The following is a 23,058-nucleotide window of genomic DNA, read 5'->3' as shown; positions in this document are numbered from 1 at the left end:
GCTAGCTTTGGCGCACAACGACAGGGAATGTGCCATGAGCAGCCTCATCCAGCCCGCCACTGCCTTTCGCCACACCGCAGCCGACGGTTACAACCTCGGCGGCTTCCGCTGGCGCCACGCCCGACCTGACCCCCAGCGCCCGCTGGTGATCATCAATGCTGCCACCTCGGTACGCTGCCGCTACTACTCGCGTTTCGCCGACTACCTGTTCGCCCAAGGGTGCGATGTACTGACCTACGACTACCGTGGCATCGGCGAATCCCGCCCAGCCTCGCTGCGTGGCTTCCAGGCATCCTGGAGCGACTGGGGCCGGCTGGATTTCGAAGCCATGCTGGTGCATGCCGCAGAACATTTCCCCGGCCAGCCGGTGGATGTGGTGGGGCATAGTTTTGGCGGCTGCGCAGTGGGGTTGGCACCGTCGGCGAGCAAGGTACGCCGGGTGGTGATGGTTGGAGCGCAATTCGCCTACTGGCGCGATTACGCGGCTGACCAGCGCTGGCAATTGTTTGGCAAGTGGCATGTGATAATGCCGCTGCTCACCCGGGTGTTCGGTTATTTCCCCGGCAAGCGCCTGGGTTGGCTGGAGGACACGCCATCCGGCGTGGTGCATGACTGGGCCACTCGTACCCCGCGCTATGAGCACCGACCCAGCGGGCGTGCACTGGAGGCACTACCGTTCGCCCAGGTGCGGGCGGCGACGTTGGCCATCAGCCTGACCGATGACCCCTTTGGTACCGTGGCGGCGACCGAGCGTTTGCTGGGTTATCTGCAGGGCGCCGAGCGCCAGCACCTGCGCATTGCGCCTGTGGATATCTCGGTCGATGAAATTGGCCATTTCGCGTTCTTCCATGACCGCTTTCGCGAAAGTTTGTGGCCGGTGGCCTTGCAGTGGTTGCAGCAGGGTGGGTTGGCGGGTGAGGTCCCAGGAAGGATCATGGGTTGATGCTTTCTGCATCGGCCTCATCGCCGGCACGCCAGCTCCCACAGGGGGATGATCAGTTTGAAGGCAGCGGGGTACCTGTGGGAGCTGGCTTGCCGGCGAAAGGGCCGCGGAGCGGCCCCAAAATCTCAAGCCTTGCGCGCAAGCGGCAGCTCGGCAAACTTGACACCCGCCAGCCCATGCTTGATCAGCGCGCGGATATTGCCATGGTCGCTGCCCTCGGGCGTGGCCACCACGTCACGGTAGTGCTCGCCAAAGGCCAACAGCGCTTCCTGGTCGCTCAGCCCTTCCAGCAGCGCCAGGCCCAGGGTCTTGCACGAACCTTCGTTCTGCCCGGCCGCATTCGCCACGCCGCCATTGTCGAAGGCCTGTGGCTGGTAGCTGTAGTTGTCGGCAATGAACGCCAGGGTGTCGGCAAATACGTGTTGGCCGCTGGCCAGGCTGGCGCGCAGGGTGTTCAGGTCAGTCACGGGGTTTTCCTTTTTCGAACGCCGCTTGTTGGCCGGCGCTGGCTTCTTTCTGGTATTGGGCTTTCCACTCGGCGTAGGGCATGCCGTACACCGCTTCGCGGGCGTCATCCAGGCTCAGGTCGAGCTGGCGCTCGTCAGCCGCGGCCTTGTACCACTTGGACAGGCAGTTGCGGCAGAAGCCGGACAGGTTCATCAGGTCGATGTTCTGCACGTCGGTGCGCTTCTGCAGGTGTTCGACCAGGCGCCGGAACGCGGCGGCCTCGAGTTCGAGCTGTTGCTGTGGGGTCATGGGCTTCTCTCAGGTCATGCGGTTCTTCAGGTGGCGGCCACCGTTGATGACCACCTGGCTGCCGGTGCTGTACTGGCTGGCGAGCAGGTACTTGACCGTCTCGATCAGCGGGCCGGCGCCGGGTTCGAACTCCAGCAGGGCCTTTTTCAGCGTCTGCTGGCGGTAGGTTTCGTCACCCCCTTCCTTGAGGATAAGCAGCCCCGGCAGGATACCGTTCACATGCACCTTGGGCGCATATTTTTCGGCGAACGACAGCACCATGTTCTGCAACGCGGCCTTGGTCGCGGCGTAGCCGATGTGGCTTTTGCTGCCGCGTGAAGAGGTTTCGTCGCAAATGTGGATGATGTCGGCCTTTTCCACCTTGGCCAGCAGGTCGCCCAGGGCCAGGTTGAGGTGGTAGGGTGCTTCGACGTGCAGGCGGAACATGGTCTCGAGGTTGTCGAGGCCATCGTCGAGCCACAGCGAGGCGTTGTGGATGATCGCGCGCAAGCCGTCGTAATGGTTGTGCAGATAGTCGATCAGGGCCTGGCGGTCGGTCGCCTGGCACAGGTCGGCCTGGAACTGCACGATATTCGGGTGGGCCGCCTGTGGCTGGACGCTGCGGCTGGCACTGACCACCGTATGGCCGGCCTGTGCCAGTTCAAGGGCCAGGGCCAGCCCGACGCGCTGGCTGGCTCCGGTAACGAGAATGGGGCTGTTCATGTTCGGGGCGGTCAACTTGTCTGTCCTTTGGTTGCCGCCCAGCATACCCGAACTGTCTACCGCTTGTATGGCCTGGCCTCAGCGGCTGCGCAGGGCGCCAGCAGGGGCCGGTGATGCATGCAACCAGCCGGCCAGCAGGCGGGTGGAAAGGGGGATGAACAGATAGACCATCACCGGCGTCAGGCCCAGGGTGCTGAGCAGTACACGGGGCACCAGATCCAGCGCTGCCAGCCAGTGGCCGAACACCAGGTTGAACATCAATGAGACCGGGAAAAATGCCAGCCATATGGCCACGGCTTGCTTCCAGCGCGGGGGTTTTTGCACCATGTTGGTGCCGAACCAGTGGTCGATGCCGCTAACGCGCGCTTCTTTGGGGCGTTCGAACAGGCCGGTGCCACGCTGCAACCAGGCCCGGCGCGAGGCGGAATGCTCCCAGGCATGCAGGGTTGGCTCGTCGCTGAAACGGAAGATTATCTGGAATTCGTCGCTGTCGCGGGGCGGCGCGAGGATGCCCGAGCCAAGGTAGCCGGGGAAGTCGGTGGCCAGCTGTTCGCCTTCATGCAGCCAGGCCAGCAGGTCCTGGTAGCGGCCATGGGCGGCGCGGCGCGACACCATCAGGGTGACGGGTGGGGTAGACATCGTGTATCTCCTGGCAACGGGGCTGGCGGGTAGCCGGCCCCTTTGGCTGTGCGGCCCGGGGTGGTGGGCGACGCAGGCGTGCATGCAAGAATCGGGCGCGGATTATCGCCCATGCATGATCTTCGGCAACTGTCAGCCGGCAAACGGTTGCGGCCCAGCGTTTGGTATTGCCGTAGTAGACTAGTGTTCAACTTGGGAACACAGGGTACCCCGTGCAGATGAACGAACAGGGACTGAATCCGTTAATCGATGCGGGCCTGGCGCAGCAGGACCTGTTTCCAATCCGTGAGGTTTCCCGCCTGACTGGCGTCAATGCCGTGACCTTGCGCGCCTGGGAGCGCCGCCATGGCCTGATCCAGCCAACCCGCACCGACAGTGGCCACCGCTTGTATTCCCAAGCCGACATCGATGACATCCGTCGCATCCTTGGCTGGCTGGAGCGCGGCGTGGCGGTAAGCAAGGTTGCCAGCATCCTCGCGCGTGATCATGCCGTTGCCGGGCAGGCAGGTGGCGCGACGGGCGCCTGGGCGCGCTGGCAGCAGCAAATTCGCCAGGCGCTGCAACGTTTTGACCTGTCCGGCCTGGACCGCCTGTTCGATGAGGTGTTTGCCGCCTGCACCCTGGACCAGGTATTCAGTGAAGTGTTCATGCCGGTGTGGCATGACCTGGCGGCCGGGCAGGGCGGCTACGGGCAGACCAGCGAGTGGCTGTTTTTCGATCAGTTCCTGCGTGGCAGGGTGTCCGCCCGCTTGCAACTTGCCCGTGCACCGCGCAGCCGCATGGTGCTGTTGGCGCCATTGCCGGGGCAGTGCCACGAGTTGGATTTGCTGGTGACCAGCCTGACCTTGGGCAGCGATGAAGTTGGCGTGACGCCACTGGCGAGCGGGCAGCCGCTGGCAGAACTGGCACTGGTCTGCGAGCGCCTGAAACCGGATGCCATGGTGCTGTTCTCCCATCAGCCGCCCACGTCGGAACTCACCCGGCGCCTGACGCGCCTGGTGGCAGGGCTGGAATGCCCTTTATTACTGGCTGGTGAAGCGGCGGAACTGGCACAGGACAGCCTGGCTGGCAGCCCGATCGCCTGCCTGGGGGCGCAAAGTAGCGTGATGCGCCAGCGTTTGCGGCAGTTTCTGGCCGGTCAGCTAGATACCTGAGTGTGAAGCTCGGGGTGGGCCCGGCGGTGGGCCTGGAGGATATAGTCGCGCAGGCGTTCGATCTCTTCGGCCGGGCTTTGGCTGAGGTCGTAGGCGGCCAGGTCCGGGCCGATGCGCCGGCCAAGCACGCCATGAAGTTCGATGGGTGGGATGCCGCCAGGGTCGAAGCGCAGGTCGAAGCGGGTTGGTGCCGCTGGCAGGCCACGAACTTCCAGCAATGTACCCTTGAACGAAATATCGCGAACCCACAGGCCACTTTCCTGCCCATGGGCATCGAGCAGTGCGCTCGGTTGCTCCATCGACAGGCGCCAGGGGCGCAGCATTGGGCCGTCCTCGTAGATTTCCGGTGAGCCCAGTTGCAGGTGCAGGGCATGGAACTCGTCTTCCACCAGTTGCAGCGGGAAGCTGATCTGCTGGTTGTTGAACTGGGCCTGCAGGGTTACCTGCTCGTTGGCCACCAAGCGGGTGAGCAAGCTCTGGATGCGTCGGTCGCCATTGACCAGCAGGCTCGACATGGGGTCGGCCAGGTTCAACTGTGGCGAATGCTGCATGTTCTGTATGAAATCCAGCTCGTCCTGGGTCAGGAGCGCTTCTGCTTGCATGATCGAACTCGATAGCGATTTCTTCAACGGGATTGACCGTGCGTGGCGAACTTGGTTCAGGTGCGTTCGTCGGGTTTCGGACGAACGCGCAGTTGCGCCAGTTCCCGCTCCAGTTCGACCTGGCGAGTAACGTCTTTCTGGATACCGATGAAGTAGGTGCGCTGTTCGGTGTCGTGCCTTACCGGGGTGATCGACAGTTCGTTCCAGAAAGAGCTGCCATCCTTGCGGTAGTTGCGCAGCACTTCGCGGCACGGGCGGCCTTCGGCCAGGGCCTTGCGGATGCGGGCGCGGCCAAGCTGGTCGCGGTCGTCGGCCTGCAGGAAGCGGCAATCCTGGTAGAGGATTTCGTCACGGCTGTAGCCGGTCAGGCGTTCGAAGGCCGCGTTCACGTAGATGAGGATGGTGTCGTCGCCTTCCTGTTCGGCGACCACGATGCCGTCATTGGACGCATCGACCATGGATTGCAATAGTTGCGCGTTGATCATGTTCGGGCCATTGAGCAAACAAGGGTGCGAAGCAGGGCTGAGGATGGTGACTTTGGTAGAGGCGGCCTTTTGCCAGCGCCGGATGCTAGTATCCTACGTTTTCACTCAGTTTCGGAATCCTCTCCCCGATGAAAGTCGCCATTATTTCCGGATCGGTCTATGGCACCGCCGAAGAAGTCGCCCGTCACGCTGAATCGCTGCTCAAGGCTGAGGGCCTGGAGGCCTGGCATGCGGCCCGCGCCACCTTGCAGGACCTTGAAGGTTTTGGCCCTGACGCCTTGCTGGCCGTGACCTCGACCACTGGCATGGGCGAATTGCCGGACAACCTCATGCCGTTGTACAGCAGCATTCGCGATACCCTGCCTGCGGCCTGGCGTGGCCTGCCGGGTGCAGTGATTGCGCTGGGTGACAGCAGTTATGGCGATACCTATTGCGGTGGTGGCGAGCAGATGCGCGAACTGTTTGCCGAACTGGGCGTGCGCGAAGTGCAGCCGATGTTGCGCCTGGATGCCAGCGAGACGGTGACTCCAGAGGCGGATGCAGAGCCTTGGTTGGCTGAGTTGGCGAGTACACTTAAAGCCTGACGGGTATTTTTCGCCTGTACCGGCCGCTTCGCGGGTGAACCCGCTCCCACAGCTACTGCACAGATTTCAGAGGCTGTGGTGTTCCTGTGGGAGCGGGTTTACCCGCGAAGAGGCCGGCAAGGACAACTCATCCCTTGCTGCCGAGCATCGGCCACTCGCTCACCAACGCCAACCACGCCTGCGCCGCCCGTGACAGGTACGCCCCACGCCGCCAGATGAACGCGATATCCCAACGCAAATCCCCCGGCGAGCGCAGCGGCAAGCGCACCACACCGGGGCGCTCCAGCGCTTTCGCCACCACACGGGGCAGCAGCACCACGCCCTGGCCCGCCGCCGCCAGCGCCGCGAGGAAGTCCGCCTGGCCACTGCGCCCGCCTTCCTTGGGGGTAAAGCCCTGCTGCTGGCACGCCTTCAGCAATCGGTCATTGAGCACGAAGCTGCGCTGGTAAAGCAGGAACGGCGTATCCGCCAGCTGTTGCAGGTCCACCCCGGCCTGGCCCGCCAGCGCGTGGCCTGCAGGCAACAGGGCATCCAGTGGTTCGTTGCAGAACGGCTGGTAGTCGAACGCCTCGTCACTGGGCGTCAGGCTTCCTCCCAGTTCCAGTTCGCCATTCTTGACTGCCTGTTCGATGCTGCGGCTTCCGCCTTCGAGCAACTGGACCGCGATGTTCGGGTGACGCCGCCGATACTCGGCGAACAAGCCAGCGAACAGCGCGTCGCTGCCCAGCATCGGCAAGCCCAGGCGCAGTTCACCGCGGCCCATCTGGCTGAGGTCGTCCAGTTCGTTGAGCAGCGCCTGACGTTGGCGCAGCAAGGCTTCGCCACGCTCCAGCACGATGCGCCCGGCAGCGGTCAGGTGCAGCTGCGAGGCCTGGCGCTCCAGCAGCGGCTGGCCCACATCTTGCTCGAGCTGGGCCACCTGTTTGCTCACCGCCGACTGGCTGATGTGCAGGGTCTGCGCCGCTTGGGTAAAGCCGCCGCGGTGGACCACTTCGATAAAGCTGCGCAATTGTTTGAATTCCATTGATCGCAATTCCATTCTGGAATGGCGTTCAGTCTAACAATTCGCTTCTGGCCTAGGCAGTCAAATCTTAAAATGAGGGCCTGTCGAGGACTCCCCCATGAAACCCGCGTTGTTGAAAAAATCCCTGCGCCTGCTCGCCGAGCTGGCGATCCTCTGTGCCCTGTTCCTGCTCGGTGGCCAGCTTGCCACTTGGCTGGGCTGGCCGATTCCCGGCGGGGTGATGGGCCTGGCATTGCTGCTGTTGCTGTTTGCCTCGGGTGTGCTCAAGCCCGCCATGCTGCAACTGGGCGCCGGCTGGCTGATGGCCGAGATGCTGCTGTTCTTCATCCCGGCGCTGATGAGCCTGCTCGATTACGGCGCCCTGATCCGTGACGAGGGCTGGCGCATCCTGCTGGTGATCGCCGTGAGCACCCTGATGGTAATGGTGGTGACAGCTTTGACCGTGGAACTGGTGTGCCGCTGGAGGTTGCGCCATGAGCCTTGAGCCCATGCCGCTGTTCTGGCTGGCCCTGACCTTGCTGGCTTATCTGGGCAGCCGCTGGCTGTACCGGCGTAGCGGGCGCTACCTGCTTTCGCCGCTGATCCTGGTGCCGGTACTGTTGCTGGCGGTAGCAGTGCCGCTGCACACCGCTTATGCCGAATACGCCCGCAACACTCACTGGCTGATGAGTGTGCTTGGCCCGGTGACCGTGGCTTTTGCGGTGCCGATCTGGCAGCAACGGGCTATGCTGGCGCGCCACTGGCCGGCACTGATGGTAGGCATGGTCGCCGGCAGCAGCGCTTCGATCGCCAGCTCCTGGGGGTTGGCTCATATGTTGGCGCTGGACAGCGCGACCACCCTGTCGCTGGTGCCGCGTTCGATCACCACGCCCTTTGCCATGCCATTGGCCCATGACCTGGGTGGCGTACCGGAGCTCACGGCGGTGTTCGTGATGTTCACCGGCGTGCTGGGCGCCATGTTCGGCGGCGTGCTGCTGCGCTGGTTGCCGCTGCGCACGCCGCTGGCGCGGGGCGCGCTGTTCGGTGTCGGCGCCCATGGTGCCGGTGTCAGCCGGGCGCAGGAGGTAGGCCGCGAGGAAGGCTCGGTGGCCGGCCTGGTCATGGTCCTGACCGGGTTGTTGAACCTGTTCGCGGCACCGCTGCTGGCCATGCTGCTCTGACCGTTCGTGCCACTGACTCGCCAAGTCATCAAGCTGGCTGGCAACGCAAGTTCCAGCCCATGGGCTGCTGGCTAGACTCTGCCTCGACATAGAGAGCACATGTAAGTGCCGAGGTGACATGCAATGACCGCAGCCTTGCTCTATTCCACCAACACCACCTCACCGGGACCGTTCTGATGCCCATGGCCGAAATTCCATTGTGCGTCTGGCGTACCCGGGGACAGAGTTTCAGCTTCCGGGGCCAGAGCATCCGCTACTGGACCGCAGGGCAAGGAGAGCCCCTGCTTCTGTTGCACGGCTTCCCCACTGCCAGCTGGGATTGGCGCTACCTGTGGGGGCCATTGGCCCAGCGCTTCCGGTTGATCGCCTGCGACATGCTGGGGTTTGGTGATTCGGCCAAACCGGTCGATCACCTGTACAGCCTGATGGAGCAGGCCGACCTGCAGCAGGCCTTGCTCGCCGAGCTGAAGGTCGACCAGCCCGTGCATCTGCTGGCCCATGACTACGGCGGCAGTGTGGCGCAGGAACTGCTGGCGCGGCATCATGAACAGCGCGCCAACATCGCCAGCTGCGTGTTCCTCAACAGTGGGTTGTTCCCCGAAAGCTGCCGCATGCTGCTGATCCAGAAGTTGCTGCTCAGCCGTCTGGGCTGGCTGGTAGGGCGTTCGTTCGGGCGTGACGACCTGGTGCGCAGCGTGATCCAGGTCTACGGCTCTTGCACCCAACCCAGTGAAAGCGTGCTGGATGACTTCTGGAGTTTGATCGCCGCCAACCGTGGCACGCGCATCCTGCACAAACTGGTGGGGTACATGCCGGAGCGCAGGGTGCACCGCGAACGCTGGGTTGGCGCGATGCAGCACGAAGGCGTGCCGCTGCGCTTCATCAATGGCGTCGTCGACCCGCTGTCCGGCGCGCACATGGTGGAGCGCTACCGGCAACTGGTGCCGGAGCCGGACACCGTGCAGTTGCAGGGCATCGGCCATTACCCGCATACCGAAGCGCCGGTGCAGGTGCTGCGCCATTATCTGGCCTTTCGTGAACAACCGCTGAGCTGTTTCCAGAAGAAAGTGGCGTGGTCCTGACAGGGCCCCATCGCCGGCAAGCCGGCTCCCACAGGTACAGCGCAGGCCTGGAGGCCGGCGCGGTCGGTGTGGGAGCTGGCTTGCCGGCGATGGGCCGCACAGCGGCCCCATAACCATCCTGCTGCGTTATTGCCAGGCATTCAGCCTGCGTGAGCTTGATTGCCCGCCCGCCGCTGGCGGCGGACACTCGGCTGATCTGAACCTGCCTGGAGCCATGAGCATGAGCGAGCCTGTCCGTCTGCAAGATCGCGTGGTGATCGTCACCGGAGCCGGGGGCGGCCTGGGCCGTGCCCATGCGCTGCTGTTCGCTGCGCGGGGGGCGCGGGTGGTGGTCAACGACCTCGGCGGCTCCACCCACGGGGAAGGTGCCAGCGCCTCCGCCGCCGACCGAGTGGTAGCAGAGATCCGCGCCGCTGGTGGCAGTGCCATTGCCAACCATGACTCGGTCAGCCACGGCGCGCGTATTGTCGAACAGGCCCTGGACAGCTTCGGCCGGGTCGATGTGCTGGTGAACAATGCCGGCATCCTGCGTGACAAGACGTTTCACAAGATGGAAGACAGCGACTGGGAGCAGGTGTATCAGGTGCATGTCGAGGGGGCCTACAAGGTCACCCGCGCTGCCTGGCCGCACCTGCGCGAGCAAAACTGGGGGCGGGTGATCTTCACCGCGTCCACGTCCGGTATCTACGGCAACTTCGGGCAGGCCAACTACGGTATGGCCAAGCTCGGCCTGTATGGGCTGACTCGTACCTTGGCGATCGAAGGACGCAAGCACGGTATCCTGGTCAACGCCATCGCCCCGACGGGAGGCACCCGCATGACCGAAGGCCTGATCCCGCCTCAGGTATTCGAGCGGCTCAAGCCAGAGCTGGTCAGCCCGCTGGTGGTGTACCTGGGCAGCGAGCAGTGCCAGGGCAGCGGTGAGCTGTTCGAAGTGGGCGGCGGCTGGGTGGGCAAGGTACGGTGGGAGCGTAGCCTGGGGGTAGGCTTCGATCCGCGTGAAGGCTTCACCCCGGAACAGGTGGCAGAGAACTGGGCACGGATTGGCGATTTCGACGGGGCAGTGCACCCGCAGGACAGCTTGCAGGCGTTGCAGCAGATGATGGCGAACTTGCAGAAGTATCCGCTGGGCTGAAACTTGTCTGCCGGCACGGGCGAAGAGTTTTTCAGGGCAGATAAAAAAGGCCGCTGCAAGCCGCAGCGGCCAATCGAGACGTCAGATCAAGGAGCTTCAAAATCTACGTCGGTGAACCTCGCAGGCCTGAAAGGCGGGGGGGAGAGCCCTTCATGCCGGCCAGTGAGTTAAGAATAAGCGCCTGATCCTGTAGGAAAAATAGCCGCTTATGACATTCACCTTTACGTATCGGGCAATAGTGCCGCAGGCGCTCAGCCGGCGGGCGTATAGCCCATGCGCCAGCTGGTTTCCCGCGCTGCCGCCAGCAGCCGTTGCGCCGCCGGGCCATGCTCGTCGGCATGGAAGATCGACGTCGGCCCGACCACGGTCATCACCGCGGCGATCTGCCCCATGGCATTGAACACGGGGGCCGACAACGCATCCACGCCCGGCATCAACAGCCCGTGCACATGGTGCAGGCCACGTTCACGAATGCCCGCCAGTACCGCCTGGTAGTCGGCGGCGCTGTGCTGCAGGGCGGCCAGTTCCCGGTCACGCAACTCCACGGTCTCGCGCTCGGGCAGGTAGGCGGCGAACACCAGCCCGGTAGACGACGTGAGCAGCGGCAGTACCGAGCCTATCTGCGTTACCACGGTGACCGCGCGCACCGCCGGCTCGATGCTGACCACTGTCGCGCCCTGGTTGCCCCATACGGCAACGAAGCAGCTCTCGTTCAGTTCATCGCGCAGCTGCGACAACGGCAACGCGGCAATCTTCAGTACATCGATGCTGCCCAGCGCCGCCAGCCCCACCCGCAGTGCCTCCCGCCCAAGGCCGTAATGGTTGGTGGCCGCATCCTGCTCGGCAAAACCGCTGGCGATCAGTGCCTGAAGGTAACGGTGCACCTTGCTCGCCGGCATCTGCACATGTTCCGCCAGGCGTGACAGGGAAGTGGACGGGGAGAGTTCGGCAAGGGCCTTGAGGATGTCGGTGCCGACCTCCGCCGAGCGGACTTTCTGCTTGCCGTTGTCGGCGGGGGAGCTGGCTTTGGCCATGGACATCTTCTTCCGGATTCGTCGAGTCGCGCCTTTATAGCTTGACGCATTGCCCGTAGCAAATTACGTTATTCGTAATCTGATTACGATAAAAACAATGCAGACGCGCTGCCACCCCGCCCCGGGCCAGCAGCCAGCTGCCAGCAACGGCTCGGCCAGAGCCCGGAGGCATCGATGAATCGCGATACGTCACCCGACCTTCACTACCTAAGCGGCTTCGGCAACGAGTTTGCCAGCGAAGCGCTGCCAGGGGCCTTGCCGGTCGGGCAGAACTCGCCGCAGAAGGCGCCCTATGGGCTGTATGCCGAGCTGCTCTCGGGCACGGCGTTCACCATGACCCGCAGCGAGCTGCGCCGCACCTGGCTGTATCGTATTCGTCCGTCTGCCCTGCACCCGCGTTTCGAGCGCTTGGCGCGTCAGCCGCTGACCGGCCCGCTGGGGGCCATCACCCCAAACCGCCTGCGCTGGAACCCCCAGCCGATCCCCGTCGAAGCGACCGATTTCATCGAGGGCTGGCTGCCCATGGTGGCCAACGCCGCTGCGGATAAACCGGCCGGCGTGAGCATCTACATCTACCGCGCCAACCGTTCCATGGAGCGGGTGTTCTTCAACGCCGACGGTGAACTGCTGCTGGTGCCGCAACAAGGCCGCCTGCGCATTGCCACCGAACTGGGGGTGATGGAAGTCGAGCCGCTGGAAATCGCGGTTATCCCGCGTGGCATGAAGTTCCGCGTCGAACTGCTCGACGGCGAGGCCCGTGGCTACATCGCCGAAAACCACGGCGCGCCGCTGCGCATCCCGGACCTGGGCCCGATCGGCAGCAACGGCCTGGCCAACCCGCGCGACTTCCTCACCCCGGTGGCGCAGTACGAAGAGGCCGATGGCCCGGTGCAGCTGGTGCAGAAGTTCCTCGGCGAACACTGGGCCTGCGAACTGCAGCACTCGCCACTGGACGTGGTCGCCTGGCACGGCAGCAACGTGCCGTACAAGTACGACCTGCGCCGCTTCAACACCATCGGCACGGTCAGCTTCGACCACCCGGATCCATCGATCTTCACCGTGCTGACCTCGCCGACCAGCGTGCATGGCCTGGCCAACATGGACTTCGTGATCTTCCCGCCACGCTGGATGGTGGCCGAGAACACCTTCCGTCCACCATGGTTCCACCGCAACCTGATGAACGAGTTCATGGGCCTGATCAGCGGCGCCTACGACGCCAAGGCCGAGGGCTTCCTGCCGGGCGGTGCCTCGCTGCACGGGGTGATGAGCGCCCATGGCCCCGACGCCGAAACCTGCGAAAAGGCCATTGCCGCCGACCTGGCGCCGCACAAGATCGACAACACCATGGCCTTCATGTTCGAGACCAGCCAGGTGCTGCGCCCGAGCCTGCAAGCCCTTGAATGCCCGCAGTTGCAGGCCGACTACGATAGTTGCTGGGCCACCTTGCCGAGCACCTTCAACCCGAACCGGAGATAACCCATGAATCAGACCGCCATTGCCCGTAGCTGGGTCGAGCACGCCAACGGGCACAGCGATTTCCCGCTGCAGAACCTGCCGTTGGGTATCTTCAGCCGGCCGGGTGAAGCAAGGCGTTGTGGCGTGGCCATCGGCGACGCGATCCTCGACCTGGAGGCGGTGCTGGCCGCCGGGTTGTTCGACGGGGCCGCCAAGACCGCGGTCGAGGCCACCCGTGGTGGTGTCTTGAACGCATTCTTCGCCCTCGGCCGCGGCGCCCGCGTTGCCCTGCGCGAGCGCCTGCAGGTGCTGCTGGGTGAAAACAGCGAACACCAGACGGCACTGCAGGCCGCGCTGTACCCGGCCAGCGCCTGCCAGCTGCATGTGCCAGCGCAGATAGGTGACTACACCGATTTCTACGTGGGCATCGAGCACGCCACGAACGTGGGCAAGCTGTTCCGCCCCGACAACCCGCTGTTGCCCAACTACAAGTACGTGCCGATCGGTTATCACGGCCGCGCCTCGACCATCCGCCCGTCCGGCACCGATGTGCGCCGGCCCAAGGGCCAGACCCTGCCGGCCGGGCACACCGAGCCGAGCTTCGGTCCCTGTGCGCGCCTGGACTACGAGCTGGAGCTGGGTATCTGGATCGGCCAGGGCAACGACATTGGCCAGGCGATCCCGATAGGCGATGCCGCCGAGCATGTGGCCGGCCTGTGCCTGCTCAACGATTGGTCGGCGCGCGATATCCAGGCCTGGGAATACCAGCCGCTGGGGCCGTTCCTGTCCAAGAGCTTCATCACCACCATCTCGCCCTGGGTGGTTACCGCCGAAGCGCTGGAACCGTTCCGCTGTGCTCAGCCGGCACGCCCGGAAGGCGACCCGCAGCCACTGTCGTACCTGCTGGACAAGCGCGACCAGGCCGCAGGTGCTTTCGATATCGAGCTTGAGGTACTGCTGCTGACCGAGCAAATGCGCGAGCAGGGCCTCGCCCCACACCGCCTGACCCTGAGCAACACCCGCAGCATGTACTGGACCGTGGCGCAGCTGGTTGCGCACCACAGCGTCAACGGTTGCCAGCTGCAACCGGGCGACCTGTTCGGTTCTGGCACGCTGTCGGGCGCAACGCCAGGCTCGTTCGGCAGCCTGCTGGAGATCACCGAAGGCGGCAAGCACCCGGTGGAACTGGCCAGTGGCGAGGTGCGCAAGTTCCTCGAAGATGGCGATGAGATCATCCTGCGTGCTCGCTGCGTGCGTGATGGCGTGGCCAGCATCGGTTTCGGCGAATGCCGCGGCACGGTCATCGCGGCCAACTGAGGAGGCGGGGCATGGAGCTGTACACCTATTACCGTTCCACCTCGTCCTACCGAGTGCGTATTGCCCTGGCACTGAAGGGGCTGGCCTACCAGTCCCTGCCGGTCAACCTGTTGCAGGGTGAGCAGCGCGGTGCGGGTTATGTTGCGGTCAACCCGCAGGGCCGCGTGCCGGCCTTGCGCACCGATGGCGGCGAGCTGCTGGTGCAGTCGCCGGCGATCATCGAGTATCTGGAAGAGGTTTATCCACAGCCCGCACTGCTGCCAGCCACGGCCGAGGCGCGCGCCAAGGTGCGGGGTGTTGCGGCGATCATCGGCTGCGACATCCACCCACTGCACAACGTCAGTGTGCTCAACCGGCTGCGCCAGGCAGGCCAGGACGAGAGCCAGGTCAACCAGTGGATCGGCCACTGGATCAGCCAGGGGCTGGCGGCAGTGGAGCAATTGATAGGCGATCACGGCTTCTGCTTCGGTGATGAGCCGGGCCTGGCGGATATCTACCTGATCCCGCAGTTGTACGCGGCCGAACGCTTCAACATCGACCTCGACAGCTTCCCGCGCATCCTGCGGGTTGCCGCCTTGGCGGTGGGGCACCCGGCGTTCGCCCAGGCCCACCCAGCACAGCAGCCGGACAGCCCGGCTCAGTGAATGGAACGGTTCGCCGTCGGAAGCTTGCCAATACGTTCGGACAGTTTCAGGCGCTGGACCGGGTCCTCCGTCAGCAGCAATGCATGCTCCAGGTCGAAGCGCTCGGCCTGAGGGCAATCCAGGTACTGGTAGAGCGAGGCGCGGGTCACATAGTCGCTGACCTGCACCGGGCCCAGCTGCATGACCCGCTCGGCATCGATCAGCGCCGCCAGGTGGTTGTCGTTGCTGATGTGCAACTGGCGCAGGTTGCGTGACAGGCGTTGCAGCATCTGCAACGGGCTGGCGGTGCGCATGTGCTCTGCGGTCAGCGCTACATGCGGGCCAAACTGGCGAGCCAGCAGCTCACGGCAATCGTTGGGGTACAGGCGCCGACCACCACAGGGGTCGAGCAGGTGATCGGCACCGGGTACACGCAGCAGGAAATGGCCGGGGAAGCCTACGCCCTCAAGGGGGATGGACAGGCGCCGGGCCAGTTCCAGGGCGAGGATGGCCAGGGTCAGCGGTTGGCCACGGCGGCGTTGCAGCACCTTGTCCATCATCGCGGCATGCGGGCGCAGCGGGTGATATTCATCCTGCTGGAAGCCCAGGGCATTGAGTTGGCGCAGCAGTGGCTGGGCCAGTTCGCACAGCGGCAGCATCGGCAGGTTGGCGCTGATCTCGCGCTGCAGGTCATTCAGATTGGCAAGGTTGATCGCGGGCTCGACGCTGCGGTCATGCTCGGCGGCAATCCATAATGCGGCTTCCAGCAGGGCGACGGGCTCGCGTTCCAGGCAGGCCAGGCAGGCTTGACGTGGCTTCATGGGCTTCTCCACACACGCTTGAGTATTAGCCGCGGCGCGCGGTTTCGTCCAGTGGTCCGGCGGCGGCGCCAGCCCAAAGGCCGTGCCTATACTGGAAGGAGCACCTCGTAGGGGAGCCTGTCGATGTTCGCTCTGATGCAAAGCACCCGTACCCAGTCGCTGCACTTGTTCACCGACCCGCCCACCGGCCTGAAGGCCGTGGTGGCGATCCACAGCGAACAACTGGGTCCGGCGATGGGCGGTTGCCGCTACCTGCCCTATGCCGACGATGAAAGCGCCATGACCGACGCCATTCGCCTGGCCCAAGGCATGAGCTACAAGGCGGCGCTGGCCGGCCTGCCACTGGGGGGCGGCAAGGCGGTGATCATGCGCAACCCGCATGTGGAAAACCGTGCCGCGCTTTTCGAGGCCTTTGGCCGCTTCATTGACACTTTGCAAGGGCGCTTCATCATTGCCGTGGACAGCGGCACCTCGACCCTGGACATGGACTGCATTGCCCAGAGCACACCCCATGTGACCAGCACCACGGCCTCGGGTGACCCATCACCGCATGCGGCGATGGGGGTTTTTGCCGGCATTCGTGCCACCACTTCGTTCCGTCTTGGCAGTGATGACCTGCAAGGGTTGCGGGTGGCGGTGCAAGGGCTGGGCAATGTCGGTTATGCGCTGGCGGAGCAACTGCACGCAGCGGGTGCTGACCTGCTGGTGAGCGATCTGGACCCTGGGCGGGTGCGGCTGGCGGTGGAGCAGTTCAATGCCCATCCGGTGACCAATGATGCATTGATCAGCACCCCTTGCGACATCTTTGCCCCTTGCGGCGTGGGGCCGGTGTTGAACGGGCAGAGCGTGATGCAGTTGCGTTGCGCGGCAGTGGCGGGGGCGGCGAACAACCAGCTGACTACCTTGCAGGTAGCCGACCAGTTGGAGTCGCGCGGGATACTGTATGCACCCGATTACGTGATCAATGCCGGTGGGTTGATCTACGTGGCACTTACCCATCGTGGCGAAGACCTGGGCACCATCACTGCGCACCTGGCGCGTATACCTTCACGGCTGACCGAAGTGTTTGGCCATGCCCAGGCAGAGAAACGCTCGCCGGCGCGGGTAGCGCAGATGCTGGCGGAGCGGTTGCTCTACGGCTGAAGTAATTTGTGTTCTTGCACTGGCCCCATCGCCGGCAAGCCAGCGCCCCCCTGTCGCGCCGACTTGTAGGAGCAGCCTTGCGCTGCGAAGAGGCCATTACTGCCGAAGAATATCTGCTGCTCAACTACCCTCTTCGCAGCACAAGGCTGCTCCTACAGGGCAATGAGGTGACCTGAGCAATGGAGCAAGCCATGTACCCCCCTGTGGAGCTTGCTGGCGATGAGGCCAGTGCAGGCAATTACTCGGCCGCTGGCGCTTCGAGCAACTCGGCCAGTGCATCCGGCTGGCTCTTGAATGCCCGGGCGAACACATCGCGGTTCTTGGCCATGTAGATACCGGCTTCCTCGACCTGCTGCTCGGTCAGCGAGGGCACTGCCTTGTGCAGTACTTCGGCCAGGCGCTCGGCCAGTTCGAGCATCTTGTCGTGACGGTCTGCTTCGGCCTTATCCATGAACAAGCGCTCCGGGTCGCGGCTGCTGCGGTACACCACTTCGACGGCCATTCATCACCTCTATGCCTTTTGCTGGTTGCGTTTCGATTTGCTGTATCTATATACAGTAATGGCAATGTTGATTGCTTCGCAAGCAGAAATTGTAGCGTGGTGCAGAGGGCTTACTGCTTCATGCCCAACTCAGCATCATCCATCAGCGCCTTGGCCATCCGGGCCCTTTCGCGGGTGAACCCGCTCCCACAAGTACTGCATCTACCTCAAAGGCCTGTGGAGATCCTGTGGGAGCGGGTTTACCCGCGAAGAGGCCAGCCCAGACAACGCAACACTCAAACCTCAGTGCAAAGTCCAAGGCTCAGCGGGCATCTGCATCTGAACCAGTGCCGACTCAAGCAAAGCCCGCAACGTTTCCAGCTCATGCATTGAGGTCATCATCAAACCAAAAGCCGGCGCATACGAGGTGCCCCATGACAGCTGCCATAAAGGCGAAGCCATGTTTCTGGCAACTTGCCACGCCTCAACGTGCCTTGCGGCAATCGGTCGCCTTCCAAGGCAGGGGCCTGGCCTTTTAACTGCATGGCACAAGCGTCACACCGGTGACGCATCATCCTTCAAGACGTATCGGGGAATGGAACATCGTGAACATCAAATGGGCAGAAAAGCTGCGCAAGGGCCTGCACGGCTCGGCCGACTCGCTGGGCAACCTGTGCGTCGAGGCATTCCATTACCTGGCGCTGTTCGGCATTGGCGCGATCACCGCCTATGCGGCGGTGATGACGTTCCTGGACATGCTCGGCAAGGGCGGGGTCAGTGTCGATGACATCCTGCTGCTGTTCATCTACCTGGAGCTGGGGGCGATGGTCGGTATCTACTTCAAGACCAACCACATGCCTATTCGCTTCCTGCTGTACGTGGCCATCACTGCGCTGACCCGCCTGCTGATCGGCGATGTCTCGCACCACAAGGCGCCGGACGTAGGGCTGTTGTACGTCTGCGGTGGCATCCTGTTGCTGGCGTTCGCGATCCTGGTGGTGCGCTATGCCTCGTACCGTTACCCCTCGACCAAGGTACTGGATGCCAACGGCAAGGAAGTGGAGGAGGGCAAGTAGCCCTCAGTTGGCGATGAAGTGGCGTGGCTCGCGGCGGGCGTCACGGGTCAGCGCGGCCAGCACCTGCAGGGGGTTCTGGCTGTGTTCGATGGCCAGGCCCAGGCGGATGCTGTCGATCACTCGCTGCAGGCGCACCGGGTCATTGCGCTGGGCCTGGGTGATGAGGCGCTTGGCGACCACGCCAGCGTCGTCGGACAAGGTCAGCATGATGCTGCCGTCGAGGTTTGCAATGCTCAGGTTGACCCGGTATTCGGGGGCGAATGCAGCGCTGATTCGTTCGAATGGGTTATTCATGGTCATGCTTCTGCGGTGAATGAGTGCAGAAGTTGACCGGGGAAATTACCTGTTGGTTCAGCGCCATCGATCGATACAAACGAAAACGCCCGGCATCAGGCCGGGCGTTTGCATTGCCGATCAGGCGTCCGGGTCACTCAGTTCCAGGGCTCCGCGCTTGCTGCGCAGCTTGCCGTAGAAGTGTTCCAGCGCGTGGTTGAGCTTGGTGGCTGCACCATCTACCGCCTGGTCCAGCGAAGTAGCTGTGTGGGTCACGGAAATCGGTTGGTGGCCTTTGGGGCGAGCCTCCATCTGGCAGCGTTTGTCATGCGGTCCGGGCTTGGCGCCGTTCTCGTCGCGCAGGTGAACCTCGATGCGGGTGAGGTCGTCTTCGTAACGTTCCAGCGAGTTCTGCAGTGTGCTGCGGACCCACTGGTCGAGCCGGGCGTTGCCTTCGAAATGGTTGCTGCTGTTGACCTGGATTTGCATGATTCAATCCTTATTCAGCTTGCTCGCATGGGAGACGCGCCTAGGCCTTTGAGACCCTTGGAATTTCTGCGCCTCTTGACTCTAAGGTCAGGCAACGGCGAAACGAATTCAAGCCCTTTTTGAAAATAAATTTCTTGTTGCATTCAAGGCGGCAGGCGGCTCATCGGGCAGGCTTTGCTTATGAGAATTGAAATCATTATTATTGCAGCCCCGAAAACGCCCGGACCTTCGCCATGACGCGCAAAACCGCCGGTCCCTCGCTCAGCTATCGCCTGGCCGTGACTTCACGTAGCTTGGCCGCGCTGCTGGGCGGCTACCTGCTGGCGTCCGTGGCCAGCGTCTGTATTGCCCTGGTAGCGCCACTGCCACAGGTCGATGCCACGCTCACCGGCCTGCTGCTGTCATTCGTCTTCTACCTGCTGGCATTCATCTGGTGCTTCGCCTGCCGCAGCGCTTTGCGCGCCTGGCTGGGCGTGCTGGCGCCAAGCGTGCTGCTGGGAGTGATCAGCGGGTTGGCCTACTGGATGAAAAACCCATGAAAGAAGGCTTCCGCCAGGCCATGGCCTGGCTGCACACCTGGACCGGCCTGATCTTCGGCTGGCTGTTGTTCGCCATCTTCCTCACCGGCACGCTGTCGTATTTCAAGGAAGAAATCACCCACTGGTCGCAGCCAGAAGTGCGCAGCCATGCACTCGACCCGACCCATAGCCTGGAGGTGGCTCAGCGGTACCTGCAGGACAACGCCGGGCATTCGGGCACCTGGCTGATCCGCATGCCCAACGCTCGCGAGGCCGCCTTGAGCGTGGGTTATCGCGACCCCAATGGCGGGCCACGCGGCTTCGTCACCAAGACCCTCGATACCCAGACCGGCCAGCCGGTGGAGGCACGCGACAGCCGCGGTGGCGAGTTCTTCTACCGCTTCCACTTCCAGCTGCAGATGCCATACCCCTTCGGCCGCTGGCTGTCGACGTTCTGCGCCTTCATCATGCTGCTGGGGCTGGTCACCGGCATCATCACCCACAAGAAGATTTTCAAGGAGTTCTTCACCTTCCGCCCCGGCAAGGGCCAGCGCTCGTGGCTGGACGGGCACAACGCCATTGGCGTGCTGGTGCTGCCGTTCCACCTGATGATCAGCTACAGCAGCCTGGTGCTGTTCATGTACATGGTGATGCCGGCGGGCATCATGGCCAGCTACGGCAATGACACCGGCAAGTACTTCAACGACCTGTTTGGCCGTAACAATGCGCCCAAGGCCGCTCATGTGGCCGCGCCGCTGGTACCGTTGCCGAGCTTGTACGCCAAGGTGCAGGACATGCAACCGGGCGCGCGTATCGGCCGTATCCAGGTGGAAAATGCCGGCGACAGCAATGCCCGTGTCACCTTTACCCAGTCCGCGGCCGACCATGTGGCCTATCGGCGCAGCGCCAACTGGACCTTCGATGGCGCGAGCGGTGTGCTGCTTAAACAGGGCAAGCCGGAGAGCGGGGCGATGATGACCGCCTTCAGCTTTGCCGGCCTGCACATGGGCAATTTCGCCGGCCCCTGGCTGCGCTGGCTGTATTTCTTCTTTGGCGTGGCCGGTACCGCGGTGATCGGTACCGGGCTGGTGATGTGGCTGGGCAAGCGTCAGCTCAAGCATGCCAGGAGCGAGCGCTTGCCGGGCGAACTGCGCCTGGTCGAGGTGCTCAATATCGCCAGCATGAGCGGCCTGTTGCTGGCCGTAGCGGGCTTTTTCTGGGCCAACCGCCTGATCCCGATGGGTGTCGAAGGCCGGGCCGACTGGGAGGTCAATGCCTTCTTCAGCGCCTGGGGCCTGTCGCTGTTGCACGCTGTGCTGCGCAGTGGGCGCCGGGCATGGGGCGAGCAACTGGCTCTGGGCGCGCTGGCCTTTACCTTGCTGCCGCTGCTCAACGGCCTTACCACCGGCCAAGGCCTGAACAATTCGCTGCCGGCGGAGGACTGGGCCATGGCCGGCTTCGACCTGACCGCATTGGGCACCGGCCTGTTTTTGGCCTGGCTGGCCGGGAAGATGTTGCACAGCCCGAAGCCTGTGGCCAAACGGGCCCCTCGTGCAGCGAGGAAACCAGGCACTGAAACGGCGGAGGCGAGCTGATGCTGGGTAATGCACTGATCGCTTACGCCGGCTTCGTTGCCCTGTGCCTGGCCATGGAGAAGCACTTCGTCGACCTGCTCGGGCACAAGCCACGCCCCGGGCAGTTGCGGCTGTTGCGAAGCGCCGGCTGGCTGCTGCAGGTGCTGTCGCTGGTGTTCAGCGTGCACCTGCGTGGCTGGGCCCATGGCCTGGTGGAGTGGACTGCAGTGATGATGGCTGGGGTGACCCTGTGGGTGTTCGGCCTGCCATACCAGCCCCGCCTGTTGCTGGGCCTGGCGGCCGCCAGCGTGGTGCTGGGGCCGTTGCTGGCCCTGTTCGCCGAGTGACCAGGTGAGCGAGCCGGGCGACATGATCGAGGCGGATGCCGAAAGCGGCGGCGGGCGTGCGCGCTTCGTCCAGGTGTTCCAGGCCCAGCGGGCACGCATGGAGGCCCTGGTGAGCCGCCGGGTCGGCTGCCGGGCCACGGCATCGGACCTGGTCCAGGAACTGTTCCTGCGCTTCTGGCGTCGCCCCGAGGTCAAGGTCGAGGCGCTGGACACCTACCTGCTGCGTTGCGCCGGCAACCTGGCCATCGACCACCTGCGCAGCGAAGGCAGCCGCGAGCGCGTGGCCGAAGCTGTGCTGCCGCTGGATGAAGCGGCCATGGCCCAGGCCCCGGAACAGGCTGTGGAGGTCGATCACGACTTGCAGCGCATCGACGCTGCCTTGCGCGCCTTGCCCGAGCGTACCCGGCAGATCTTCCTGCTCAATCGTATCCACGGCTGCAAGTACGGCGAGATCGCCAAGGCCATGCAACTGTCCCAGAGTGCTGTGGAAAAGCATATGATGCGCGCCCTCGAAGCGTGCAAGGCGAGTGTGGCCGAGCCCGCGTCCACCCTACGCCGGCCAGGGAGTGCCCGTCGATGAGCCGTTTACCGCCGATCACCGAGGCGCAGTCCCGGGCCGCGTTGCAGTGGCTCAGCCGTATCAACGAACAGCCTGAACAAGCCGAGGGCGCGGGGTTCAAGCGCTGGCTGCTGGCCGATCCCGGGCACCGTGAGGCCTACGCCCAGGCCCAGCTGCTGTGGCAGAACAGCGCCATCCCGGCGGCGCGTCTGGCCGCTGAAGAACAGGCAAGCCTGCAACGTTATCTGGATGCGATGGCCAGGCCACCGGCCAGGCACCCCTGGCTGCAGCGGGCTGCAGCGCTGGCGGTGGCTGCCTGCCTGGTACTGGCCGTGGGCGTTGCCGGTGGCTGGCACCCGGGCTTGTGGCTGCAGGACCTGCAGGCCGACTACAGCAGTGCTGATCAAGTTCGCCAAGTGACCTTGCCCGACCAGTCGCAGGTGATGCTGGATGCGGGGAGCGCGATTGCGGTCGATTTTGCGCAGGGCGAGCGCCGCGTGCGGTTGTTGCATGGCGCGGCGTTCTTCCAGGTCACGCATACCGGCGCGCCATTCGTGGTGGAAGCTGCTGGTGGCGAGGTGCGCGTGCTGGGTACCCAGTTTGAAGTGCGCAAGCAGGGCGAGGGCGCCCAGGTCACGGTGCAAAGCGGGCGGGTGGCGGTGAGCCCGGTGCCGGGCGCCGCAGCACGTGAACTGACGGCCAACCAGCAGGCGACCTACGCTGGCGGCAGAGTCGGCGACACTCTGACGGTGGCCAGCGACAACCGCCTGGCCTGGCGCCAGGGCTGGCTGAATTACTACCAGGTGCCGCTGGCGCAGGTGGTCGAGGACCTGGGGCGTTACTACCCGGGGCGCATTCTGTTGCTCGATGATGAGTTGGGGCAGCGCAAGGTCAGTGGCAGTTTCCCGGTGGCCGCGCCATTGCTGGCGCTGGATTCGCTGGGCAAGGTGATGGGCTTTTCGCGGCAGACTGTGCTGGGGCGGTTGACTGTCATCAGGTAGCTGCCTGTGCCGGCCTCTTCGCGGGCTTGCCCGCTCCTACAGGGACTGCACAAGTCTCGAATCCGGTGCAGTCCCTGTGGG

The 23,058-nt window shown here is 64.0% G+C and carries 29 protein-coding genes; 17 read left to right on the top strand and 12 right to left on the bottom strand.

What is annotated here, in order from left to right; translation table 11 throughout:
• Nucleotides 1-34: 34 nt before the first annotated feature.
• Nucleotides 35-943, top strand: coding sequence for an alpha/beta hydrolase family protein (locus tag ACK1U9_RS22220; protein ID WP_449110191.1), 909 nt, complete (start codon nt 35-37; stop codon nt 941-943).
• Nucleotides 944-1,068: 125 nt separating this feature from the next.
• Here the strand turns inward: ACK1U9_RS22220 and ACK1U9_RS22215 are convergent, their stop codons facing one another.
• Genes ACK1U9_RS22215 through ACK1U9_RS22200 form a run of 4 tightly spaced genes read right to left on the bottom strand, consistent with a single transcriptional unit; the run spans nt 1,069 to nt 3,040 of the window.
• Nucleotides 1,069-1,410, bottom strand: a complete 342-nt coding sequence (locus tag ACK1U9_RS22215; RefSeq protein ID WP_003260709.1) for a HopJ type III effector protein — start codon at nt 1,408-1,410, stop codon at nt 1,069-1,071.
• Nucleotides 1,403-1,699: a DUF1244 domain-containing protein gene (locus ACK1U9_RS22210; protein ID WP_153670493.1), complete on the bottom strand. Its 297-nt coding sequence runs from the start codon at nt 1,697-1,699 to the stop codon at nt 1,403-1,405. The genes ACK1U9_RS22215 and ACK1U9_RS22210 overlap by 8 nt, the downstream gene beginning before the upstream one ends.
• Before the next feature lie 9 nt (nt 1,700-1,708).
• A complete protein-coding gene (gene folM, locus ACK1U9_RS22205; protein WP_085601164.1) occupies nt 1,709-2,446 on the bottom strand; it encodes a dihydromonapterin reductase in 738 nt (245 codons plus the stop codon).
• 33 nt (nt 2,447-2,479) lie between these two features.
• A complete protein-coding gene (locus tag ACK1U9_RS22200) occupies nt 2,480-3,040 on the bottom strand; it encodes an antibiotic biosynthesis monooxygenase (RefSeq protein ID WP_046616342.1) in 561 nt (186 codons plus the stop codon).
• Nucleotides 3,041-3,258: 218 nt separating this feature from the next.
• Here ACK1U9_RS22200 and ACK1U9_RS22195 point away from each other — a divergent pair, with 218 nt between their 5' ends.
• Nucleotides 3,259-4,194, top strand: coding sequence for a MerR family transcriptional regulator (locus tag ACK1U9_RS22195; protein ID WP_046616341.1), 936 nt, complete (start codon nt 3,259-3,261; stop codon nt 4,192-4,194).
• On the opposite strand, the gene ACK1U9_RS22190 is transcribed toward ACK1U9_RS22195, so the two are convergent.
• Together ACK1U9_RS22190 and ACK1U9_RS22185 are read right to left on the bottom strand one after the other, a co-directional pair.
• Entirely contained in the window at nt 4,179-4,796 is a 618-nt protein-coding gene (locus ACK1U9_RS22190; protein WP_284386292.1) for a hypothetical protein, read from the bottom strand. The two genes, ACK1U9_RS22195 and ACK1U9_RS22190, sit on opposite strands and share 16 nt — an antisense overlap.
• Before the next feature lie 56 nt (nt 4,797-4,852).
• Nucleotides 4,853-5,281, bottom strand: coding sequence for a PAS domain S-box protein (locus ACK1U9_RS22185; protein ID WP_046616339.1), 429 nt, complete (start codon nt 5,279-5,281; stop codon nt 4,853-4,855).
• A 128-nt stretch (nt 5,282-5,409) separates the two neighbouring features.
• Here ACK1U9_RS22185 and ACK1U9_RS22180 point away from each other — a divergent pair, with 128 nt between their 5' ends.
• Complete coding sequence (locus ACK1U9_RS22180) at nt 5,410-5,865, top strand: flavodoxin (RefSeq protein WP_046616338.1); 456 nt, start codon at nt 5,410-5,412, stop codon at nt 5,863-5,865.
• A 127-nt stretch (nt 5,866-5,992) separates the two neighbouring features.
• Here ACK1U9_RS22180 and ACK1U9_RS22175 read toward each other — a convergent pair whose 3' ends face one another.
• Nucleotides 5,993-6,889: a LysR family transcriptional regulator gene (locus ACK1U9_RS22175; protein WP_153670495.1), complete on the bottom strand. Its 897-nt coding sequence runs from the start codon at nt 6,887-6,889 to the stop codon at nt 5,993-5,995.
• A gap of 97 nt (nt 6,890-6,986) precedes the next feature.
• Between ACK1U9_RS22175 and ACK1U9_RS22170 the strand changes: the two genes are divergently transcribed.
• The 4 genes from ACK1U9_RS22170 (at nt 6,987) to ACK1U9_RS22155 (ending at nt 10,266) form a co-directional block, all read left to right on the top strand.
• On the top strand, nt 6,987-7,373 hold the full coding sequence (locus tag ACK1U9_RS22170) for a CidA/LrgA family protein (protein ID WP_046616336.1): 387 nt from the start codon (nt 6,987-6,989) through the stop codon (nt 7,371-7,373).
• On the top strand, nt 7,363-8,049 hold the full coding sequence (locus ACK1U9_RS22165; protein ID WP_046616335.1) for an LrgB family protein: 687 nt from the start codon (nt 7,363-7,365) through the stop codon (nt 8,047-8,049). Before ACK1U9_RS22170 ends, ACK1U9_RS22165 begins: the two co-directional genes overlap by 11 nt.
• Before the next feature lie 176 nt (nt 8,050-8,225).
• On the top strand, nt 8,226-9,131 hold the full coding sequence (locus ACK1U9_RS22160) for an alpha/beta fold hydrolase (RefSeq protein WP_153670496.1): 906 nt from the start codon (nt 8,226-8,228) through the stop codon (nt 9,129-9,131).
• A gap of 220 nt (nt 9,132-9,351) precedes the next feature.
• Nucleotides 9,352-10,266: an SDR family oxidoreductase gene (locus ACK1U9_RS22155; RefSeq protein ID WP_046616333.1), complete on the top strand. Its 915-nt coding sequence runs from the start codon at nt 9,352-9,354 to the stop codon at nt 10,264-10,266.
• Nucleotides 10,267-10,517: 251 nt separating this feature from the next.
• On the opposite strand, the gene ACK1U9_RS22150 is transcribed toward ACK1U9_RS22155, so the two are convergent.
• On the bottom strand, nt 10,518-11,300 hold the full coding sequence (locus tag ACK1U9_RS22150; RefSeq protein WP_153670497.1) for an IclR family transcriptional regulator: 783 nt from the start codon (nt 11,298-11,300) through the stop codon (nt 10,518-10,520).
• Between the two features lie 174 nt (nt 11,301-11,474).
• On the opposite strand from ACK1U9_RS22150, the gene hmgA reads away from it, so the two are divergent.
• The 3 genes from hmgA to maiA are packed head-to-tail and all read left to right on the top strand — an operon-like array spanning nt 11,475 to nt 14,716.
• A complete protein-coding gene (gene hmgA, locus ACK1U9_RS22145; RefSeq protein WP_153670498.1) occupies nt 11,475-12,776 on the top strand; it encodes a homogentisate 1,2-dioxygenase in 1,302 nt (433 codons plus the stop codon).
• Nucleotides 12,777-12,779: 3 nt separating this feature from the next.
• Nucleotides 12,780-14,072: a fumarylacetoacetase gene (fahA, locus tag ACK1U9_RS22140; RefSeq protein WP_046616330.1), complete on the top strand. Its 1,293-nt coding sequence runs from the start codon at nt 12,780-12,782 to the stop codon at nt 14,070-14,072.
• 11 nt (nt 14,073-14,083) lie between these two features.
• Nucleotides 14,084-14,716 (top strand): maleylacetoacetate isomerase, encoded by a 633-nt coding sequence (gene maiA, locus ACK1U9_RS22135; protein ID WP_085601170.1) that lies wholly within the window; start codon nt 14,084-14,086, stop codon nt 14,714-14,716.
• On the opposite strand, the gene ACK1U9_RS22130 is transcribed toward maiA, so the two are convergent.
• Nucleotides 14,710-15,516: a SirB1 family protein gene (locus ACK1U9_RS22130; RefSeq protein WP_135003036.1), complete on the bottom strand. Its 807-nt coding sequence runs from the start codon at nt 15,514-15,516 to the stop codon at nt 14,710-14,712. The genes maiA and ACK1U9_RS22130 overlap by 7 nt on opposite strands.
• 123 nt (nt 15,517-15,639) lie before the next feature.
• On the opposite strand from ACK1U9_RS22130, the gene ACK1U9_RS22125 reads away from it, so the two are divergent.
• Nucleotides 15,640-16,659, top strand: coding sequence for a Leu/Phe/Val dehydrogenase (locus tag ACK1U9_RS22125; RefSeq protein ID WP_046616327.1), 1,020 nt, complete (start codon nt 15,640-15,642; stop codon nt 16,657-16,659).
• Nucleotides 16,660-16,897: 238 nt separating this feature from the next.
• On the opposite strand, the gene ACK1U9_RS22120 is transcribed toward ACK1U9_RS22125, so the two are convergent.
• Complete coding sequence (locus ACK1U9_RS22120; RefSeq protein ID WP_016497959.1) at nt 16,898-17,161, bottom strand: YebG family protein; 264 nt, start codon at nt 17,159-17,161, stop codon at nt 16,898-16,900.
• A gap of 584 nt (nt 17,162-17,745) precedes the next feature.
• On the opposite strand from ACK1U9_RS22120, the gene ACK1U9_RS22115 reads away from it, so the two are divergent.
• A complete protein-coding gene (locus ACK1U9_RS22115; RefSeq protein ID WP_025340608.1) occupies nt 17,746-18,216 on the top strand; it encodes a phosphate-starvation-inducible protein PsiE in 471 nt (156 codons plus the stop codon).
• 3 nt (nt 18,217-18,219) lie between these two features.
• On the opposite strand, the gene ACK1U9_RS22110 is transcribed toward ACK1U9_RS22115, so the two are convergent.
• Nucleotides 18,220-18,510: a DUF3509 domain-containing protein gene (locus tag ACK1U9_RS22110; protein WP_085601174.1), complete on the bottom strand. Its 291-nt coding sequence runs from the start codon at nt 18,508-18,510 to the stop codon at nt 18,220-18,222.
• 120 nt (nt 18,511-18,630) lie between these two features.
• A complete protein-coding gene (locus ACK1U9_RS22105) occupies nt 18,631-18,978 on the bottom strand; it encodes an HPF/RaiA family ribosome-associated protein (protein WP_003260689.1) in 348 nt (115 codons plus the stop codon).
• A 233-nt stretch (nt 18,979-19,211) separates the two neighbouring features.
• Here ACK1U9_RS22105 and ACK1U9_RS22100 point away from each other — a divergent pair, with 233 nt between their 5' ends.
• From ACK1U9_RS22100 to ACK1U9_RS22080, 5 genes are read left to right on the top strand one after another with little or no spacing between them, the layout of a single operon-like run.
• On the top strand, nt 19,212-19,517 hold the full coding sequence (locus ACK1U9_RS22100) for a DUF3649 domain-containing protein (protein WP_085601175.1): 306 nt from the start codon (nt 19,212-19,214) through the stop codon (nt 19,515-19,517).
• Nucleotides 19,514-21,091 carry a PepSY-associated TM helix domain-containing protein gene (locus ACK1U9_RS22095; protein ID WP_449110190.1) on the top strand — a complete coding sequence of 526 codons (1,578 nt, stop codon included), beginning with the start codon at nt 19,514-19,516 and terminating at the stop codon, nt 21,089-21,091. The genes ACK1U9_RS22100 and ACK1U9_RS22095 overlap by 4 nt, the downstream gene beginning before the upstream one ends.
• The gene (locus ACK1U9_RS22090) at nt 21,091-21,417 is read left to right on the top strand and encodes a DUF3325 domain-containing protein (protein ID WP_153670500.1); all 327 of its coding nucleotides are present in this window, start codon (nt 21,091-21,093) and stop codon (nt 21,415-21,417) included. Before ACK1U9_RS22095 ends, ACK1U9_RS22090 begins: the two co-directional genes overlap by 1 nt.
• Before the next feature lie 22 nt (nt 21,418-21,439).
• Nucleotides 21,440-21,997: an RNA polymerase sigma factor gene (locus tag ACK1U9_RS22085; protein ID WP_153670536.1), complete on the top strand. Its 558-nt coding sequence runs from the start codon at nt 21,440-21,442 to the stop codon at nt 21,995-21,997.
• The gene (locus tag ACK1U9_RS22080; RefSeq protein WP_153670501.1) at nt 21,994-22,977 is read left to right on the top strand and encodes a FecR family protein; all 984 of its coding nucleotides are present in this window, start codon (nt 21,994-21,996) and stop codon (nt 22,975-22,977) included. The genes ACK1U9_RS22085 and ACK1U9_RS22080 overlap by 4 nt, the downstream gene beginning before the upstream one ends.
• Nucleotides 22,978-23,058: the final 81 nt, after the last annotated feature.

The organism is Pseudomonas sp. XP1, assembly GCF_053557675.1.
The sequence above is the reverse complement of the archived record's forward strand: the minus strand, read 5'-3'. Positions and strand labels throughout refer to the sequence as shown.

Coding starts and splice junctions, on each gene's coding strand:
- ACK1U9_RS22085 (WP_153670536.1), top strand. CDS start 21,440: ATGATCGAGGCGGATGCCGAAAGCGGCGGCGGGCGTGCGCGCTTCGTC.
- ACK1U9_RS22150 (WP_153670497.1), bottom strand. CDS start 11,300: ATGGCCAAAGCCAGCTCCCCCGCCGACAACGGCAAGCAGAAAGTCCGC.
- ACK1U9_RS22195 (WP_046616341.1), top strand. CDS start 3,259: ATGAACGAACAGGGACTGAATCCGTTAATCGATGCGGGCCTGGCGCAG.
- ACK1U9_RS22175 (WP_153670495.1), bottom strand. CDS start 6,889: ATGGAATTCAAACAATTGCGCAGCTTTATCGAAGTGGTCCACCGCGGC.
- ACK1U9_RS22170 (WP_046616336.1), top strand. CDS start 6,987: ATGAAACCCGCGTTGTTGAAAAAATCCCTGCGCCTGCTCGCCGAGCTG.
- ACK1U9_RS22210 (WP_153670493.1), bottom strand. CDS start 1,699: ATGACCCCACAGCAACAGCTCGAACTCGAGGCCGCCGCGTTCCGGCGC.
- ACK1U9_RS22080 (WP_153670501.1), top strand. CDS start 21,994: ATGAGCCGTTTACCGCCGATCACCGAGGCGCAGTCCCGGGCCGCGTTG.
- ACK1U9_RS22155 (WP_046616333.1), top strand. CDS start 9,352: ATGAGCGAGCCTGTCCGTCTGCAAGATCGCGTGGTGATCGTCACCGGA.
- ACK1U9_RS22200 (WP_046616342.1), bottom strand. CDS start 3,040: ATGTCTACCCCACCCGTCACCCTGATGGTGTCGCGCCGCGCCGCCCAT.
- ACK1U9_RS22120 (WP_016497959.1), bottom strand. CDS start 17,161: ATGGCCGTCGAAGTGGTGTACCGCAGCAGCCGCGACCCGGAGCGCTTG.
- folM (WP_085601164.1), bottom strand. CDS start 2,446: ATGCTGGGCGGCAACCAAAGGACAGACAAGTTGACCGCCCCGAACATG.
- ACK1U9_RS22185 (WP_046616339.1), bottom strand. CDS start 5,281: ATGATCAACGCGCAACTATTGCAATCCATGGTCGATGCGTCCAATGAC.
- ACK1U9_RS22130 (WP_135003036.1), bottom strand. CDS start 15,516: ATGAAGCCACGTCAAGCCTGCCTGGCCTGCCTGGAACGCGAGCCCGTC.
- ACK1U9_RS22190 (WP_284386292.1), bottom strand. CDS start 4,796: ATGCAAGCAGAAGCGCTCCTGACCCAGGACGAGCTGGATTTCATACAG.
- ACK1U9_RS22220 (WP_449110191.1), top strand. CDS start 35: ATGAGCAGCCTCATCCAGCCCGCCACTGCCTTTCGCCACACCGCAGCC.
- ACK1U9_RS22095 (WP_449110190.1), top strand. CDS start 19,514: ATGAAAGAAGGCTTCCGCCAGGCCATGGCCTGGCTGCACACCTGGACC.
- ACK1U9_RS22100 (WP_085601175.1), top strand. CDS start 19,212: ATGACGCGCAAAACCGCCGGTCCCTCGCTCAGCTATCGCCTGGCCGTG.
- hmgA (WP_153670498.1), top strand. CDS start 11,475: ATGAATCGCGATACGTCACCCGACCTTCACTACCTAAGCGGCTTCGGC.
- ACK1U9_RS22125 (WP_046616327.1), top strand. CDS start 15,640: ATGTTCGCTCTGATGCAAAGCACCCGTACCCAGTCGCTGCACTTGTTC.
- ACK1U9_RS22090 (WP_153670500.1), top strand. CDS start 21,091: ATGCTGGGTAATGCACTGATCGCTTACGCCGGCTTCGTTGCCCTGTGC.
- ACK1U9_RS22105 (WP_003260689.1), bottom strand. CDS start 18,978: ATGCAAATCCAGGTCAACAGCAGCAACCATTTCGAAGGCAACGCCCGG.
- ACK1U9_RS22110 (WP_085601174.1), bottom strand. CDS start 18,510: ATGAATAACCCATTCGAACGAATCAGCGCTGCATTCGCCCCCGAATAC.
- maiA (WP_085601170.1), top strand. CDS start 14,084: ATGGAGCTGTACACCTATTACCGTTCCACCTCGTCCTACCGAGTGCGT.
- ACK1U9_RS22160 (WP_153670496.1), top strand. CDS start 8,226: ATGCCCATGGCCGAAATTCCATTGTGCGTCTGGCGTACCCGGGGACAG.
- fahA (WP_046616330.1), top strand. CDS start 12,780: ATGAATCAGACCGCCATTGCCCGTAGCTGGGTCGAGCACGCCAACGGG.
- ACK1U9_RS22165 (WP_046616335.1), top strand. CDS start 7,363: ATGAGCCTTGAGCCCATGCCGCTGTTCTGGCTGGCCCTGACCTTGCTG.
- ACK1U9_RS22180 (WP_046616338.1), top strand. CDS start 5,410: ATGAAAGTCGCCATTATTTCCGGATCGGTCTATGGCACCGCCGAAGAA.